Consider the following 15,858-nt stretch of genomic DNA (forward strand, 5'->3'; position numbering starts at 1 on the left):
TGCTAATAGTTCACTGCTAGGTTTTTATGCTTTCGGGACAGGCTCTAGTTTATACGTAAAGTAAGCCACCCCCACTCCAAAACAAAACAGCGCCATGGAAAAACCCACCATGGAGGCCAGGCGCAGCGGAACCTTGGTGTGATTGGTAAACCCAAGCATCGCTATATCAAATAGCGTATAAAAATTATTCTTGGTAAACCCCCGCTTGCGCAATGGCTGGACGAACGGAACCCGCACCACCGGATACCCCAACTCCGAGATCTGCCCCCGCAAATAAGGATAGGGGTCTTCGGCCGCGCGCAAATGATCCACCACTTCGCGGTCATAAAGCCCGAAGCCGGTGAAATTCGTAAGCAAATCCACGTCAGCCAAGCGCGCCACCGTACGGTAGTAAGCCTTGCGGACCATAAAAAACAGGGGCGACTCCTCGCTCTGCTCCTTGATGGCAGCGACCACCTTCGTGCCCGTCTCCCATGGGGAAATGAACTTTTCGATTAACTCGGGCGGGTCCTGCAGATCCGAAGCCATAAAGATAACCGCATCGCCCCGTGCTTGGTGAATCCCGTGATTAGGCGAACGGATGTGGCCGAAATTACGGATATTAAAAATGACTTTAAGCCGCGGCTCCAGCGTGGCCGCCGCCCGCAGCCGCTCCTGGGTGCCGTCCGTCGAACAGTTATCAATCACCAGCAACTCCCAGTTATACTGAGAAAACCCGGCGGTGACCGCCCAGACGCGACGGAAGAATTCATCGAGGTTATCCGCTTCATTATAGCAGCCGGAAACGATGGTGATGGTTTTCATGGACGAGAGGAAGCAGCTGACGCTGAGGAAATAGGCAGGGCGACCCACAGATACAGCTCGGGGGCCTTGTAAACGATTTGATAATCTACGGCCCGTAGCAGTGCCTGCACCTCGTCCTCCTTTTGCAGATGCAGCAATAAAACTGGCCGCCGCTCCACCAGAAAGCGGATTCGTTGCAGCTGATCGGCTGAACTCAGCAGGCCGCCCCACGTCACATAAAAGGGCGAAGCATTTTCCGTGTTTTAAAACCAAGTGAGGTAAAGCGCATCATCGCCGTAGAGCATCCCAGGCTGGGCCGGATTGGCGGCCAGCAAAGGCTGCAGCACCTGATCCAACCGCTGAAGTGCTTGGCCCCGCTCCGGGGTGGTCCGCATACCCCGCAGCACCGAGGGGGATTCAAGGGTGATAGCCGGCAGGCCCAGAGTATACTGTCCCCAGCGAAATTTGTCGTAGCCGAGTGGCAGCAGCAACAACCCGACGAGCAGACTGCAGACCCATACCTCTGCCCGCGACCACCGCCAGCACAGGTAAACAAATAGTCCCAACCCAGGGGCAAGGGCCCAGTAGATGTGGTTGCCGCAGGGCACAGGATAGATTTGCGCCGCCGAGCCCAGCGCCACGCCCGTCATCGCCGCGAGCAAATATCCGTCCGCCCGCTCACCGGTCCGCGCAGGGTCGATGCGGACCACGACAACCCACAGCGCCTGTAGCACGATCAGGCCGATGATCAGGGCGTTCCAGCCGCCCTCGGGTAACAATAGCCAAGGACGAACCAGAGCGCGGGCAAAACCGAAGTAGGCGGCCACCCCCACCCCCAGCCAAACTAGGTCGGCCCAGCGGGGAAGACCCGACCAAGCTCGGCGAATAATGGCAGGCACAAACCCCGCACAAAACAGCCCCAGCAACCCCAACATAGGCGCGAGCGACAGGTTTCGGGGCGCAAACCATGTGAACAGAAACTTGTCCGCATGCTGGGCCCAGCGCTTGGGCCAGAGGATATTCTGCTCCCACCACGCCCCGAACGCACCATGGGTCGCAAGGTGCCCGAGGATCAGCACGGTGACGACGCCAAAGCCTGCGGCGACCCGGCCCCAGACCCTCCCGGTGGCCCCGTCCGGGATCCGCCAGCCTTTCACGTGTAAGGCGATCGCAATCACCCCCACACTCGCCGTCAGGATGATGCCCACCGGCTGTCGGCACCAGAGGGTGCAGGCGCATGCGATTCCCAGCCCCCAAGCCCAAACCGGATGCGCACGGCCGGCGACGATGCGCATGAGGGACAACACCGCCCACGACTGAAAAAACAAAGCCAGTGCCGACGACCACGGCAGCATCGGCCAGTCGGGGTGGTAAAATGGTGCGTAGACGACGAAAAATAAACAGGCGACCAAACTGAGTGAACGGGGCAGCATCGCGCGCCACGCCAAGTAAAGAAATCCGAGGCTGCCGGCATAGGCCAATACCGTAAGAATCCGCAGACTGTAGAGCGTCGGACTCACCGCCAAGGCCAGCGCCTGAAAGTAAGTGGTGAGTGGTCCGTATTGGCTAAAGGTGTCGCGAAACAGCACCTGGCCGGAGAGTACATCCATGGCCGGCTTGAGCATGATGCCGTCGTGGTGAGGATCCACGCCGATGGCCGCGAACGGGTAAAAAATCACCCCCGCCACTAGCGTGAGCAATGACGCAATCCATGCGTCTGATTTGAGCGGGTTCCAAATGAAGTTTCTTAGATCCAGCATAAACATTAATTGAAGCAGTGAAGCGGATAACTAGAGCCCACCGTCGGCGATACTGTTGCGAGGGACCATAATGCGCAGTGAAAGGGCGGGTTCTTGGTGAACCACCTCATAATCAATCGGAACATAACTTAGAGCCTGTCCCGAAAGCATAAAAACCTAGCAGTGAACTATTAGCATAAGTTTAATGATGCCTAAAGAGGGGTAATTCCCTGGTTTTGGTCAAAAAAAAGCCGCTATAATCGGCCATGAAGTCAAAACCCGTATCCGCCACCTCGGCCATTGCCCTGCAACGCTGGTTGCGTCCGGCGCTAACGCCAGTCGGTGCCAATAAAGATTACGCCGAGTTTCGCCAGCAATTGGAAGGACTCGACGCGTTGTTGCGTGGCAGCCACTTGGAGACGATGGCGATGGACTTTGCCAAGGCGGGGGCAGGCCAAGCCAGTGTCGCACAACTACGCCAGCGTATGGAGTTTGCGCTCAAAGCGTTACGCTTTGAAGTGTTGCGGGTGCATTTGGGCAACATATCCTTTCGCGAGCTTTCCCGTAGCATTGCCTCAAGTGATTTACTGGCGGATTTTTGCGGTGTTCGCACGCTTGAGGGAATCAAGGGGGCGTCCAAAAGTGTGCTGGAGCGGGCCTCGAAGTTTTTCACCGCCGAACAGGTGCGCTGGATGGGGCAAGTGTTGGTGGAGATGTGCGGCGAGAAGGATCGCGCCACTGAACTCGGGTTGAGCGCGCCGCTGGACATGGATGTTTGCCTCATCGACGGCACGTGCTTGGAGACCAACATCCACTTCCCGGTGGACTGGGTGCTGTTGCGTGATGTGTCCAAGACTTTGCTCAAGGCCATGATTTTAATCCGCCGCGCTGGACTGCTCCACCGTATGCCTGAAGAGCCGGAGTGCTTTGCCAAGCAGATGAACAAGTTGTGCATGTCAATGACCCACGCAGGCCGCCGCAACGACGCCAAGCGCGCGCGTAAACAGATCCTGCGCAAGATGAAGACGCTGTTACGCACGATCGGAGAACATGCCCGCCGCCACCGCGACCTGTTGGCGCAGAAGTATAGCCAAACCCATTACAGCCAACGCCAAACCAAGCGGATAACCACCCGCATCGACGCTATGCTCGGCCAACTGCCCGCCGTCATCAAGCAGGCCCACGAGCGCATCATCGGCGGACGCCCGGTGCCCAACGACCAAAAGATCCTCAGCGTGCATGAACTTGATGTGAACGTACTGGTTCGCGGCAAAGCAGGGAGCCAAGTCGAGTTTGGCAACTCGTTGCTGTTGAGCGAGGCGCTCTCCGGTTTAATCACCGACTGGCAACTCTACCAGGGCGCGGCTCCGGCAGAATGGTGCCAACTCGAGGAAAGCCTGGCGCGGCAGAACCGCTTTGACCTGAGTGCGCCGATTAGCGCGGTCGGCACCGACCGCGGCTTCGCCACCAAAAAAACTTCCGCAATGCTCAAGCAACAAGACGTTTACGATGCGGTATGCCCGCGTGATCCGCACGCGCTCAAGGAGCGTTTGAGCGAAAAACGCTTCGCCCAATTGCAGCGGCGCCGTTCGGCGACCGAAGCGCGCATTGCGATCCTCAAACAACGCCTCGGCGGACGCTTGCGCTGTAAAGGGTTTGCCAACCGCTACCGTTCGGTGGGTTGGAGTGTACTCGGTCACAACCTCTGGCTGGTGTCACGAATCCTTGCCGAGGAAATAACACTTCCGCTGGCCGCTTAATTCAATTTTCCGGCAAAAATGTGAATAACCCTGGGGCTCGCCCCGGCTTTGCCGTACCTTACTACCGCGCTTGGGGGCGGGAAAAATCGATTCGGGCCGCCGTTTAACGTCGCTGGGGTGATTCGTGCCACCTCGTTCGCCCGCAATCCCAATGGACCTCTGCGCACTTTTTAAAAATCCGGAAATTTGGGACAGGCTCTAACTTAAGGCCTCTGAAGCCGACTCAGCGAGGAGTAATACAGGTCGCGTCCCCATCAAATACGCAGTTCTTTTATGCTGCTCTGCTTCGGGAACCAAACGATCCCACGTAACAAAATAGGGCGACGGATTAAACCGATTATCAAACCACTCCAGGCAAAGCGGACTGTTCCCATACAACACAACCGGTCGATTCTGATGCCGCGCAAGCAGCCCCCGCACAACCGTGTCCGTGCGCATGATCGCCCCGGCGAAGTCTGAATCAACACGCATCCCCACTAAAACCGAAGGACTGGACAACGCCACAGTGGGCCGCGTAAAATTATACAAGCCCCACCTAAACTTGTCATATATTGCCGGAGCAAGGAGGAGCAACAGCCCCAAACAGCAATACAGCGAAGGCAACCGCAGGCATCTGTAGACAAAATAGACAAAAACCCCAAACCCTGGAGCGAGCGCCCAATAAACGTGATCAACGCAGGCCACTGGATAAATCTGGGCCGCACTGCCGATGGCCAATCCACTCAGCACCGACACCCGGTAAAACTCATTGCCGTGAGACTCCCCCCATTTTTTTATGAACGCACAAATGATAACCAGCAGCACTTGCAGTCCAGTGAGAGCAAGTACGAGGACGCCCCACCCGCCGGTATAAATCAGTAGGTAAGGCCGCACCGTCGGACCCGCAACTGTGCAATATAAAACCACCAGGAACATCCACCAGGAGAGATCAACGAAGAGGGGCAGCCGAGTGAAAACGAGCCGTAATAAAGCGGGCGAAAATGCGACCAACAGGATGCTGGGAAAGATCAGCGTGTTGTTGGGTGTGAGGTAAAAACAAAATGATACGATCGTGCCCGACTTAGCCCATTTCCATGGCCATAAGACGGTCTGCTCCCACCAAGGTGCGACTGCACCATTCATCATCAGGTAACCCAGGACCAAGATCGTGACGCACACAAATCCAACGGCTGCTCGCACCCATACGCGGCTCACTTCACCGGGGGCCAATCGCCACCCTGTGAGGTGTAGTGCCACTGCGATCACTCCTACACTCGCAGTTAAGATAATGCCTACCGGCTGGCGGCACCAGAGGGTCGAGGCGCAGGCCAAGCCCAACACCCACGCCCAAACCGCGGGCCGGTCACCGGCAACGATCCGCACCAATGCGAGGATGGCTATGGATTGAAACCCCAGCGCCATGACGGACGACCATGGGTGCATCGGCCAATTTGGGTGAAAAAACGGGGCGTAGCCGACAAACACAAGGGAAGCGATCAGACTGAGCGAACGCGGCAGCAGCGCGCGCCAGGCCAAGTAGAGAAATCCGAGGCTTCCGGCATAGGCCAATACAGTAAGAATCCGCAGACTGTGGAGCGTCGGACTCACGGCCAAAGCCAGCGCCTGAAAGTAAGTGGTGAGTGGTCCGTATTGGCTAAAGGTGTCGCGAAACAGCACCTGGCCGGAGAGTACATCCATGGCCGGCTTGAGCATGATGCCGTCGTGGTGAGAATCCACCCCGATGGCAGCGAAGGGGTAAAAAATTAGCCCAGCCACGAGGGCGATTAGCGCGGCGATAAAAACATCAAATTTAGTCATGCTCGGGGCGAATCAGCGGCGGCGGGCAACCAGGAGTAAACTGACGCCAAACGGAAAGGGGATGCGGCAAAACGCCAGCCCGACAAACAGTCGATGCAACAGGCGATTCAACCACGGGGCGGGCTGGCGGTCTTCAGCCCGGGGAGCGTCGGCGCGGGCCGGGAACCAGCGGCGCCACTTCCTCAACAGCCAGACCGCCGGGAAGGCCGGCACGTTGGTGTAATTAACATAAACCGTCTCCCACTCGCCGTTGGGGAAAAGCGCCTGCAGCTGCCCCCGTGAATAGCGCCGGTAATGATGCAGCCCGACGTCCCAATCGCTCCACAGAGCCATACTGGCCGGCACCGTGATCACCGCCAACCCACCCGGGCGCAGCAGGCGGCGAAACCCCTTCACCACCGCGGTGTCATCGGGGGTGTGTTCAAGCACGTCGAGGGCCGTGAGGTAATCGAGCGAAGCGTCGGGTAACGGCACGCTGCCGTCAGCTCCGAGGCTGAGCACGCACTCGGCCGGAAAGCGCTGGCGCAGCAGGCGCAGTGACTCCTCGTGGTCGTCGAGCACGAAGACTCGGCAGTGGGGAGCCATTTCTAGGCCAAAGCGCCCGGTGCCGGCACCGCAGTCGAGCAGGGTGTCGTCGGGTTGGGGCGGGCGAACGCGCTGAATCCAACGCCGAACGAGTTCACGTTTACCGGCATAGTACCAATGGGATTGCTCCACGCGGTCGAGATTGGCGTATTCTTCAGGATTCATGCCGGAAAGTTCTGCACGTCACCCGATAACCCCCGCCCCGTCCATGCAAATGCGGCGGCGCTCGGGCTGGCTAGTCGCGCTGTTAATCGCAGCCCATGCGGTGATGGCGTGGAGCGTCTCACCCCAGGTCGGAATGACGGCGGACGAACCGGTGCACATCGTCTCCGGGCTGTATTACTGGCAGACGGGCGACTTCCGCTTTCAGCCGGAAAACGGCAACTTCCCGCAACGCTGGGTGGCACTGCCCTGGGTGCTGGCGGGTGTCGAGGTGCCTGCCAAATCGGGAGCCGCATGGGAACACGCCGACATCTGGGCCCTCGGCCACCAGTTGCTGGATACGGCGGGCCCGCGACGCACGGCGTTGCTGGCGGCCAGCCGAGCCATGACCGTGCTGCTCGGCTGCGGGTTGCTGCTGGTGATCTACGCCTGGTCAGCCGGGCTGTGGGGACGGCGGGGCGGCTTGGTGTCGGTGGCGGCGGCGGCGTTTTGCTCGAATCTTTTGGCTCACGCCGGACTGGCCACCTCCGACACGGCGGGAGCACTGGGATTTCTGGCCGCCGTATTGGCAGGCTGGCGACTGTGCCACCGGATCACCCTCGGACGCGTGGCGATGGCCGGGCTGGCGGCAGGATTTTTGGCGATCGCGAAGTTTTCCGCAGTGCTACTGCCGGCGGTCATAGCCGGGCTACTGGTGGTGCGCGTCGTCCGGCCTGCGCCGTTACCGTGGTCGCTGCCGGGACTGGGCGCAGGCCGACTCCGCCACCGCAGCGGCCGGATTTGGGCGCTGGGCGGGGCCTGGTTGGCGGCGATCCTGGTGGCGTGGGTCATCGTCTGGTCCGCCTATGGGTTTCGGTTCGCCGCAGCGCCGGCAGGCGGCACCTGGATGAAGAACTGGGACACGATCCTGATCACCCAACCGCAAAAGGTAGGGCTACCGCAATTGTGCGAGCCGGCGGAGGCCCACCAAGTTCAATTACAGGCCGGGGCCTTGCAACAGGGTCTGCGCTGGGCCCGGGATCACCGCTTACTGCCGGAGGCATGGCTTTATGGGATGGGATTCGTGGCCTACCACTCGCACTCGCGGTTGGCGTTTTTCGCCGGCGAACATGGCACCACCGGATGGTGGCTGTATTTCCCCTTGGCGTGGTGGTGGAAGAGCACGCTCGCAGGAATCCTGCTGCTGGTGGTGGCTGTGGCCACGGTCGCACTGGGGAGGGAGCGCGGACGGCACGCTTATCGCCTGGCGCCCTTGATCGCGCTGGGGGCGGTTTACGGAGGCGTTTCCATCGCGGGCAACCTGAACATCGGCTTGCGCCATGAACTACCCTTGATCGCCGCAGGGTGGGTGCTGACCGGAGCGGTGGCCACCCTCGGCACGACCAAATTCCGGAGGGCACGGCGCTGGGCGGTGGAAGGCGCGGTGGTGGCACTGCTCGCTGCGCACGCTTGGGCCAGTATCGCGGCCCGGCCCCATTACCTGGCCTATTTCAACCTCCTGGCCGGCCCCGCCGAACAACACCACCGCCTGCTGGTGGATAGCAATCTGGACTGGGGGCAGGGCTTGCCGGAGCTGGCCACCTGGTTGCAAGAAAACCAGCAGGGGCGGAGTGTTTATCTCAGTTATTTTGGCTCCGATGACCCGGCGTTTTACCCCGAGCTGAGCGACGTGGTGCGCTGGGGCGACCTGCCCTTCAGCCGAAAACCCCGCGCCCTGCCGACGTCCTTGGGTCCCGGTCTATATGTGTTCGGCTCAACCCAGTTTGAGCGGGTCTACAGCTATGTGCGCGGGCCCTGGACTGCGGAGCGGGAACGGCTGTATCTGGATCTGAACGCCTGGCTACCGGCGCAAGGAGCCCGGCGGCCAGGAGCGACGATCACCGGCCCGACAGGCCGGTTGTTAACCCCCGAAGAAGCCGACCTGGCGCGGGCCGATTACGATGCGCTGACGTTGGGACGAGTCACCCACCAGTTACACAGGCGAAAACCGTTGGCCGTGCTCGCCGGCGGTGCGCTGCTGGTGTTCGAACTGCAAGCCGCAGATTGCCCACCGACTTCAGGTATTAAGTGACACTGGCGCTACCGACCGCCGAGGGGGGAACCAGCGAGCGAAGTCGGCGCCACCCCCAACCCAGTAATAACCAAGCAACCAAGCCGGTGGTCAGCAGAACACTGTTCTGCGTGGCCCCCAGCACGAACAGCCAAAGCGACTCATACTTGCCCGGATGCGGTTCGACCAAGGTGTGGTAACACTGCCATTGAATCCACCAGAGCCACAAAAAACACAGCAGGCAACCGATCAGCGCCCGGCAGGCGGCAGGTCGCATCGCTCCGGTCGCCGCCACCCAAGCCAGCAGCGGCAGCACCCACACAGAACGATAAGGATAGCTCGGGTTCGCCAGCAAACATCCCACCCAGATGGACGCGGAACTAACGGTAAAAAACGCCCACGGCCCCGTCAAAGGCAGCCCATGCCAGTAGTCACGCCAGTACCGCCAGACCATTGCGGTAAACCCCACTGCGACGAGCAGCGCCCCCGCCCACGCCCAGCCGCGGCCGCCCGCCCCCCCGACTGAAATCCAAAAAGCATAGCGCAGGTCATAGGAAAAAACCGACTGCTCAACGGGGACATTTTTGAGCAACCGCAAGTAGTCGAAGGCGTAGAGCGCAAACCCGGTCACGGTCAGCAAACCCCATAAAATTAGCCGTTCGACCGCCAAGCGGAAACCACCCGGCAAGGTGAGTAACGCAAGACCGGCAACCAGCGGGTAAATCTTAAGCCATGCGGCGCTGGCCAAGAGCAGGGTAACCCCCAGCGTTGAGAGCCTCTCATCACGTCGGCTGAGCAGTGCCGCAAACGAGATCAACGTCAGAATAAAGAGGTCGTTGTTGGCGCGCTCCAAACCGAGCAAAATCGATGGAGCCAGCATCACTGCGAGTGCACCGGCAGCCATCCGCGCATTGTGTGGGCGGAACCAGTAAGCCAATCCCCCCAAAAAAACCATGAGCAATAGCACGCCAAACTCAGCGATATGCGCCACGGTAAAGCCAAACAGACCAGTGAGTAACCAAGCAGGACCGTAAATATGCGGGCGGCCAAACGAATCGAAGTGATTGGGCGTGAGGTAGGGGTCATGTCCCGCAACCCAGGCCTCACCCGCCGCCAGCAGCGCCTCCATGTCGGAAAAGGCGGGGGGCGAGGCCCCCACCCCTAGAACCCGCCAAAGTACTGGATAAAGAATGCCGCCGCTGATGAGCCCAAAAATCGTCGCGCCGACGAATAACGACCAGCGCCAACGCATCCAAAGGAGATTGAAGGAAAACATCCGGGAAAGAGGTCAATGGGAGCTAAGCCGATCCTGCAGCTGCAACCGAGTTAAAACCGGGCGACTGCCAGCGGGTAATTGAAAATAGAGGCGCCGAGGCAGCATCGCCGCCGATAACTGCAGGGTGAAACCATGCCCCGCAACCGAGTTCTCCTGCCAGCTCAAGGTGAGGGGCTGATCGTGGCCCGTGATTTCGTCTTTCCACCCCACCCGCAATTGCTCACGCGGGGCCCCCAATAGAGTGCAACGCAACTCGCCGCCACTGGGCAGCGGTGGCAGCACAATCGCAGCCGTGTCCTCCGTAAAAATACAGGCCGGTAAAATTGGCCCGGCAGGGGTTTGCACGTGCGCCAACTGCAGCCCGCTAGCGAGTCGCCAACCAGCGAAAGTGGGCAGGACGTCCAACCCGCCCCGTGCGACCACTTGGGCGAGCGGCAAATAAACGCCTCCACTGGATAATCCCACTCCCACCAGGCGCCAATCGGTGCGGCCGGCGTACTCGCGCCAAAGCGGCTGCACCTGACCGCATTCCATCAGCACCAGTGCTTCAGCCGAAAGCGCCGGAGCCCCTCGACGAGGCACCTCCGCGAAAACGATTTCAGGATTAGCCACCCGCAAGGCACGCATGAGCGGATAGGCCACATCATGCACATTCGGAATGATCACGCTGCGGGCGCCGCTGACGATGACCGTACGCGCCAATCCATCCACTCGCTTCACCACCCCGTCTACTCGACTAAAATAGTTGGCATCACGGCTCTCTGAAAAAAGTGAATGAGCACCCCAAAGCCGACGCCCGTCGGTCTCTCGCCCCGGCCACCAGGCGCCCACCAGTCCAACGAGCACGATGCCCAAGGCAACGCGCGCCCACCCCTTAGCCATCAGGGGCTGCCAGGAAGCGGCAACAGCAGCGATACCGGCAAAAAACAAACCTTGATGTAATCGCGCCAACCAAGGCTGCCATTTGAGGACCAACACCAATCCGAATGCGCCGATAATGACAGCAACCGCACACCAGCGCGCGCGCCGTCGCCCCGGCAAGACTGCTGCCAGTATAAGCAAGGGAACGCCCACCCCGAAGTGGCCTGGAGCGCCAGCCTGAGACTCCCAATCCGGGTGATAGACCGGATCAAACGACAGCGTCCAGAGCGTGGTCCGTCGGTCCTCCGCATCGACACCGAGGATACGGTGGGCGTCACGTACGCCCGCCAGCAACGTCTCGTTCCATGCCGGCCAGGGCAGCAGCAGGTGGACGGTGGCATGACGCAGCAAATTGGAGGTACCCAGCGCTGGGGAGCAGGCGGCGTTGGCTTGGGCACCGCCATCCTCGGCCCGGTGCAGGCCGAGCGGAGTGCCGTAGTAGGCGATGTTGCGCAAATGAAACGGCGCGACGCAGAGCAGGAGCACGCCGATGGCCAAAAGTGCGGGAACGAACAACCGGCGAAAGGCCGCGCGGGCCGGCCACACGAGAGCCACCCCGGCGCACAACACGAGCACCGGAGCGATGACCATCGTGGTACTCTTGGTCAACCAAGCGGCACTCAACGCCAACGCTGGCCACAGCCCATCGCGAGGCCTTAGGCGAGTCAGGCCGCGACGAACCAGCCAAGCCAGTTCCACAGCGAAACAAAGCATCCAGAACCCGGCGAGGAGGTCGTTTTTACCACTGGAAGCCTCGTGATGACTCATCGGTACCAGCAGCACCGCCACCCCAGCGGCAGCGGCCAACAACCGACGCGCCCCGAGCAGACGCGCCAGTATACCGACAGCCCACGCGGAGCCCAGATAAGCGGCCCACTCGACTAGATTAGCCCAACGATCATCGCCGGTGATTGCCAAAAACTGCAGGCCAAGCACCTCGGCCAAGGGCGGCATCATATTTTCCCGGTCGTTGATTGTTGGATAAAAATCCAACGAGCCTTGCTGCAACCAAAGCAACTGGCGCGGCAGGTGGTAGCTGAGTACATCCACGGTGTTCGGCGGCGAAACGAAAGCGCGCACCAAGGCTAGTCCCAGCAAAGGCACCGCCAGTCCGAAGAGCCAACGCACCCCTGGTTCACGCGGCAGCCAACCGCCGTCGATGCCGTTAGCCGGACGCTCAGCGCGCTGATTCCAGCCGTAGAAAGCAACGCCAGCGAACGCGGCGACCCAAGCCAGTCGCAGAGGCCCAGGCGCCAGCGCGTGCCCCAAGCCTAGCAGCTGGCTCACGCCCCAAATCCCGATGCCCCAGCCGACGACACACCGCGCCAGCGCGAGCGGGCCTGCCCGGCGGCGGTGGCTTTGCCAGATCAACAGCCCCAACACCGACCAGGGAATCACCCCCCAAAGAAAAGCTCCGATTTCAGCCATAAAACCACGCGACGCTTAAACCACAGAAACGGTGCGCGCCGGATCGCTCGCGCAGGACGCCACTCGCATCGAATAACAGCGCAGGTGGCGCAGACCAAACCAGGTCATGCGCAGCAAAATCCAGCCGTGGCGGAAGCGGGAAATGTTGGTCTCGCCGTAAGTGCGGTCCTTGTAGCGCACCGGCACGTCGCGGATTTTCAGGTCGAGCAACGAAGACCCAAACAGTAGATTAAAATCCCCAAACGGGTCGAAGTCGCCAAAGGGCGCGATGCGTTGCAGCAGGCGCTCGTAGTCGGAGCGCAGCAGCATTTTCGTGCCGCACAGGCTGTCCTTGACCGGCTGGCCGAGCACGAAGGACAGGGCCAAGGCGAAAAACTTATTGCCCAGCAAATTCAAGAAGCGCATGGCCCGGCTTTCCATCGGGTAAACCAGGCGGCTGCCGTTGGCGAACTCGGCCGCCCCCGAGGCGATCACACGGAAAAACTTGGGCAAATCCTCAGGCGGAGCGGTGAGGTCGGCGTCCTGAATCACCAACACGTCGCCGGTGGCCACGGCGAAACCGGCGTGGACTGCGTCCCACTTGCCCTTGCCGGGCTGGCGCAGGCAGCGCACCCGATGCGGCCCGGTGTAGGCGGCGACTTCGCGCTCGATCACCTCCCAGGTGTCGTCACGGCTGTGGCCCTCGACAAAGATCACCTCGGTGCCCGCTCCGAGCACGGGGATGCGCTCCAGCGCGGGGCGGATGTTACCGGACTCATTGCGGGCGGGTACGATCACCGAGCAGGTCAGTCGCCGAGCGGCGTCGGGTAACGGCGGAGTGCGCAGACGGGCGGTGAAAGCCAGGGTAATCCCGAGGTGGCGCAGCCCGGGCAGGCGGACGAGAAAGCGGTTGCACAGGGCGGCCAGACCGGGAATGGCCCAGGGGCAAAGTTGGAGGCGCTCAAAGCGGACGACCTCCCAGCCGGAGAGCTCCAACAAGTTAAGCAGATCACTGTCGGCCAGCCAGGCGCTGGGCGGCTGAGGCATCACCCGGCCAGTGGCGGAGGCCAACCGCAGGGCGGGCGTCCACAGGGTGTTGAGCGAAGTCAGGTGCAGCCGGGTGCGGGGATGGGCGCAGGCCCGGAGGCGTTCGAGCACCGCCTGAATGTCGTCGAGGTAACCGGTGATGTAATCGAGGATGATGTGGTCGAAGGTTTCGCCCTCGGGCACCTGCGCTGCGTCGGCGACACGGAATTCCAAGGTGGGGCTGCCGACGTGGCGAACGCGGGCCTTGGCAATCATGGCGGGGCTGAAGTCCAATCCGAGGCCGCGCACCGGTTGGAGAGCGGCGAGCAAGTCGCCCGTGCCGCAGCCGAGTTCGAGCACCCGGCTGCCGGCGGGAATGTGGTGGCGGAAGTGAGCCAGCAACTGGGCGTGGAAACCGCGCTGGGCGCGGCGGGCGCGGGCGTCGTGCATGGCGACCCAGTCGAAGTGGGTGACCAGGGAGGCAGAGGATGGGTCAATTTCCGGCGATGGCATGAGTAAGGGAGGTGGTGGCTGCGGTGGGCGGACTGGGCTTGGCGGACGGGGCGGCGGGCACGGGCGGCGGCGGGGTTATGGCCACGACCCGACTGATCCGTTGTAACTTCACCCCGAAGCGGCGTTCCGCCAGGGGATCCAAGGTGATGCCCGCCGGAATGCGCGAGTCGGGCTCAGGCGCCCACCCTCCCTCAGCTCCGAGCGGAGCAAAGCGCTGAATGACGATGATCTCCTGAAACGAATGGGCCCGCCAATGGTAAGCGATTCCCTCCGCACACAGAACCGACCGGAAACAAGACGTCGCGCCCATTCCCTGCGCGAACCAAAACAAGGCACTTTTATCCGTAAGCACCAGACGCGTAGCTGGGGGGAGCCGCTCGATCACAGAAAGCTCCCAGCGCTGAGCGGTTTCCACCTGGTTACCATCCGGCTGGTTTTGGGTTACGCGCGCGCCCCACACGCCGTAGCAAACCAGCGCACCAATCATCACAGGACCCGCCAATCGCCAAGAGCGATGCGCCTCGAGTGTCCCCACAGCACCGCCAATCGCCAGGGCGAGCAAGGCATGCAAGGGCAACGACAACCGTGACACAATCGGGTCGCTCAAATCCCCCCAATAATAGGCAAGAAGCAGGACGAGATTAACCGTAACGCCAACGGCGAGCGCCACACAGGCTTGGCTGGCTGGCGACAAATCCCCCCAGCGTAAGTGGCGCCGAAATGCCACGCTCGCCAGCCCAATAAGTGCGGCTCCGCCGGCCCCCGTAAGCCAAGGCGAGTTGGCAATGTTCGGCCCAACGTTAAGAAAGAAATCGTAGGCAAAATCGATATTAGCCGCGAGGTAATCGACTGAAAAGCGATGCTGCAGGCCCTCGCGCAGCTCCCAGAGGATGGGCGTGGCCGTGAGGTAGCGGTTGTGCAAGGCGTAGGGGATGAGCAACAGCGGCCCTGCCAGGGCTCCCCACGACAACAGGGGCCGACCTGCGCGGGCCCAGCCAGCCACCACGATCAATGCGGTCGAGCCGACGTAGATACTCGACTCATAGCGCGTGCTGGCCAACAGGACACTGGTAAGCACCAGAAGATCGAGCCGTTGAGTATCTGGTCGCGCCAAGTACGCTCCCCCGCTCACAACCAAACCCAAAAACAGGGCGAGATTGAGCATCTCTAGGCCTGCCCCGGTGGCATTGAGCAGGACCAAAGAAAAGGATCCCAGCGAAACGAGTGCGACCAGCCCCGCGCGAGTGCCCGCCAACGCCCGCCCTCCCGCATAAGTCAGCACAAGGACCACCGGCAGCAGGGCGGTGTTGAGGATAAAGGCATTGGCTTCCCGCCAACCGATCAGGTCGTGCAGCAGCGAAACCAAAAAAGGAAAAAAATAGGGACGCTTGTCGAGGTACGGCTGGAGAATCTGCAGCGCCCCCTCATAATTGTAGGCGCGACCGATCGCCCCCACTTCGCGCTGCCAGTGCATGGTAGTTGCCGTGCTTTGGATCACCACTTCGTCGTAGAGGACCCTGTAAAGGTAGGGCGCGGAGACCAACGCGAGCAGCGTAAATCCCGCCGCTGCGGCCAACACCCAACGACCTTCACCAACCACCCACCCACGAATCTCGGCCCGCGCCGGGCGCAGGCGCCAGAGAGCTGCCAGCCAAAGACCAAAGGTGAGCGCGATTACCGGATACCCCCAGTAGCGTAAAATCCACGCATCTTGCGCTGGCGTGAACGTAGCAAAACCGATCTGAACAGCCGCCAGGGATGTCAGTATAAGTAGCACCAACCGCCGACGCGTGTCGGGCTCAGCAGGCCGCAGCCAGGCGGGGATCACGGGAATCATGC

The 15,858-nt window shown here is 61.1% G+C and carries 10 protein-coding genes; 2 read left to right on the forward strand and 8 right to left on the reverse strand.

Annotated features, from left to right (window positions below; all coding sequences use genetic code 11):
* Window positions 1-24 precede the first annotated feature (24 nt).
* Both H2170_14520 and H2170_14525 read right to left on the reverse strand, forming a co-directional pair.
* The gene (locus H2170_14520) at window positions 25-804 is read right to left on the reverse strand and encodes a glycosyltransferase (protein MCS6301288.1); all 780 of its coding nucleotides are present in this window, start codon (window positions 802-804) and stop codon (window positions 25-27) included.
* Between the two features lie 242 nt (window positions 805-1,046).
* On the reverse strand, window positions 1,047-2,549 hold the full coding sequence (locus H2170_14525; GenBank protein MCS6301289.1) for a hypothetical protein: 1,503 nt from the start codon (window positions 2,547-2,549) through the stop codon (window positions 1,047-1,049).
* Between the two features lie 239 nt (window positions 2,550-2,788).
* Here H2170_14525 and H2170_14530 point away from each other — a divergent pair, with 239 nt between their 5' ends.
* Window positions 2,789-4,282, forward strand: coding sequence for a hypothetical protein (locus H2170_14530; GenBank protein MCS6301290.1), 1,494 nt, complete (start codon window positions 2,789-2,791; stop codon window positions 4,280-4,282).
* A gap of 198 nt (window positions 4,283-4,480) precedes the next feature.
* Here the strand turns inward: H2170_14530 and H2170_14535 are convergent, their stop codons facing one another.
* The gene (locus H2170_14535; GenBank protein ID MCS6301291.1) at window positions 4,481-6,079 is read right to left on the reverse strand and encodes a hypothetical protein; all 1,599 of its coding nucleotides are present in this window, start codon (window positions 6,077-6,079) and stop codon (window positions 4,481-4,483) included.
* Window positions 6,080-6,091: 12 nt separating this feature from the next.
* Window positions 6,092-6,829 carry a class I SAM-dependent methyltransferase gene (locus H2170_14540; protein ID MCS6301292.1) on the reverse strand — a complete coding sequence of 246 codons (738 nt, stop codon included), beginning with the start codon at window positions 6,827-6,829 and terminating at the stop codon, window positions 6,092-6,094.
* Between the two features lie 43 nt (window positions 6,830-6,872).
* Here H2170_14540 and H2170_14545 point away from each other — a divergent pair, with 43 nt between their 5' ends.
* Window positions 6,873-8,897 (forward strand): hypothetical protein, encoded by a 2,025-nt coding sequence (locus H2170_14545; protein MCS6301293.1) that lies wholly within the window; start codon window positions 6,873-6,875, stop codon window positions 8,895-8,897.
* Here the strand turns inward: H2170_14545 and H2170_14550 are convergent.
* The 4 genes from H2170_14550 to H2170_14565 are packed head-to-tail and all read right to left on the reverse strand — an operon-like array spanning window position 8,890 to window position 15,856.
* Window positions 8,890-10,152 carry a hypothetical protein gene (locus H2170_14550; protein MCS6301294.1) on the reverse strand — a complete coding sequence of 421 codons (1,263 nt, stop codon included), beginning with the start codon at window positions 10,150-10,152 and terminating at the stop codon, window positions 8,890-8,892. The two genes, H2170_14545 and H2170_14550, sit on opposite strands and share 8 nt — an antisense overlap.
* Before the next feature lie 12 nt (window positions 10,153-10,164).
* The gene (locus H2170_14555; GenBank protein MCS6301295.1) at window positions 10,165-12,501 is read right to left on the reverse strand and encodes a hypothetical protein; all 2,337 of its coding nucleotides are present in this window, start codon (window positions 12,499-12,501) and stop codon (window positions 10,165-10,167) included.
* Window positions 12,502-12,516: 15 nt separating this feature from the next.
* A complete protein-coding gene (locus tag H2170_14560) occupies window positions 12,517-14,019 on the reverse strand; it encodes a glycosyltransferase (GenBank protein MCS6301296.1) in 1,503 nt (500 codons plus the stop codon).
* Window positions 14,000-15,856 carry a hypothetical protein gene (locus tag H2170_14565; protein MCS6301297.1) on the reverse strand — a complete coding sequence of 619 codons (1,857 nt, stop codon included), beginning with the start codon at window positions 15,854-15,856 and terminating at the stop codon, window positions 14,000-14,002. Before H2170_14565 ends, H2170_14560 begins: the two co-directional genes overlap by 20 nt.
* Between the last annotated feature and the right edge of the window lie 2 nt (window positions 15,857-15,858).

Origin of the sequence: Opitutus sp., from assembly GCA_024998815.1 — a bacterium.
Classification (GTDB): Bacteria; Verrucomicrobiota; Verrucomicrobiia; order Opitutales; family Opitutaceae; genus Rariglobus.

Excerpts from the sequence above, each read along its gene's own strand:
- H2170_14520 (MCS6301288.1), bottom strand. The coding sequence starts at position 804 with ATGAAAACCATCACCATCGTTTCCGGCTGCTATAATGAAGCGGATAAC.
- H2170_14525 (MCS6301289.1), bottom strand. The coding sequence starts at position 2,549 with ATGTTTATGCTGGATCTAAGAAACTTCATTTGGAACCCGCTCAAATCA.
- H2170_14530 (MCS6301290.1), top strand. The coding sequence starts at position 2,789 with ATGAAGTCAAAACCCGTATCCGCCACCTCGGCCATTGCCCTGCAACGC.
- H2170_14535 (MCS6301291.1), bottom strand. The coding sequence starts at position 6,079 with ATGACTAAATTTGATGTTTTTATCGCCGCGCTAATCGCCCTCGTGGCT.
- H2170_14540 (MCS6301292.1), bottom strand. The coding sequence starts at position 6,829 with ATGAATCCTGAAGAATACGCCAATCTCGACCGCGTGGAGCAATCCCAT.
- H2170_14545 (MCS6301293.1), top strand. The coding sequence starts at position 6,873 with ATGCAAATGCGGCGGCGCTCGGGCTGGCTAGTCGCGCTGTTAATCGCA.
- H2170_14550 (MCS6301294.1), bottom strand. The coding sequence starts at position 10,152 with ATGTTTTCCTTCAATCTCCTTTGGATGCGTTGGCGCTGGTCGTTATTC.
- H2170_14555 (MCS6301295.1), bottom strand. The coding sequence starts at position 12,501 with ATGGCTGAAATCGGAGCTTTTCTTTGGGGGGTGATTCCCTGGTCGGTG.
- H2170_14560 (MCS6301296.1), bottom strand. The coding sequence starts at position 14,019 with ATGCCATCGCCGGAAATTGACCCATCCTCTGCCTCCCTGGTCACCCAC.
- H2170_14565 (MCS6301297.1), bottom strand. The coding sequence starts at position 15,856 with ATGATTCCCGTGATCCCCGCCTGGCTGCGGCCTGCTGAGCCCGACACG.